General features: G+C 61.6%; 1 pseudogene. It reads right to left on the bottom strand.

Annotation, left to right across the window (positions count from 1 at the left end):
• Nucleotides 1-1,344 (bottom strand): annotated as a pseudogene (locus tag NX1_RS34900) ((Fe-S)-binding protein); the annotation flags it as partial.

Here is a 1,344-nt window from a genome sequence, read left to right as displayed (position 1 = left end):
TCGACCCGGTCGATGTTGATGCGTTTGCCCAGCTGCTCTTCCATCCACATCCGCGCGCCACCGGCACCACAACACATCGACCGTTCCCCATGCCGGGGCATCTCCACCAACGTCGAGCCCGAAGCCTGCATCAGCTCACGCGGCGCGTTGTAGACCTTGTTGTGCCGACCCAGATAGCACGGGTCGTGATAGGTGACGTTCTGGGTCACCGACGCCACCGGCACCAGCTTCTTGGTCCGCACCAACCGGTTCAGCAGCTGGGTGTGGTGCACCACCTCATAGCTGCCACCGACCTGCGGGTACTCGTTGTTGAGCGCGTTGAAGCAGTGCGCACAGGTCACCACGATCTTCTTCTTACGCTCCTCCACCCCAGCGAACACCGAGTTCAACACCTCGATGTTCTGCGCCGCGAGCTGCTGGAACAGGAACTCGTTACCCGCCCGGCGCGCCGAATCACCGGTGCAGGTCTCCTCCTGACCCAACACCATGAACTTCACCCCCGCCGTGGCCAGCAACTCGGCCACGGCCTTGGTGGTCTTCTTCGCCCGATCCTCATACGCACCCGCACAACCCACCCAGAACAGGTACTCGAACCCCTCGAAACTCTCGGCGTCCTGACCGAACACCGGGATCTGGAAATCGAGCTCGTTGATCCAGTTCAAACGATCCTTGGCGTTCTGCCCCCACGGGTTGCCCTTGTTCTCCAGGTTCTTGAACAACCCCGCCAGCTCGGAGGGAACTCCGACTCGATGAGCACCTGATAACGGCGCATATCGATGATGTGATCGACATGCTCGATATCCACCGGGCACTGCTCCACACACGCACCACACGTCGTGCAGCTCCACAGCACCTCCGGATCGATGACGCCCTCGACCTCCGCACCACCGACCAGCGGACGCCCCGCCTCGGCCCGAGCCGCCTCCGAGATCCTGGCCAGCGCGGCTTCGTCCGGCTTGCCCTCGGCATCGACCAAACCGACCTCCTCACCGCCCATATCGGTACGGCCACCAGCCAGCAGATACGGCGCCTTGGCATAGGTGTGATCACGCAACGACATGATCAACAACTTCGGCGAGAGCGGCTTACCGGTATTCCACGCCGGACACTGCGACTGACAACGACCACACTCGGTACAGGTCGTGAAGTCCAGAATCCCCTTCCACGAGAAATCCTCGATCCGACCCACACCCAACGTGTCGGTATCGGGATCGACATTCTCCATATCCAACGCCCGACCACCCGACATCATCGGCTTCACCGCACCGAGGGCGACCCCACCATCATCCTCACGCTTGAAATAGATATTCGGGAACGCCGAGAAACGATGCCACGCCACACCCC

The sequence above is a fragment of the Nocardia xishanensis NBRC 101358 genome, assembly GCF_001613365.1.
Classification (GTDB): Bacteria; Actinomycetota; Actinomycetes; order Mycobacteriales; family Mycobacteriaceae; genus Nocardia; species Nocardia xishanensis.
The sequence above is the reverse complement of the archived record's forward strand: the minus strand, read 5'-3'. Positions and strand labels throughout refer to the sequence as shown.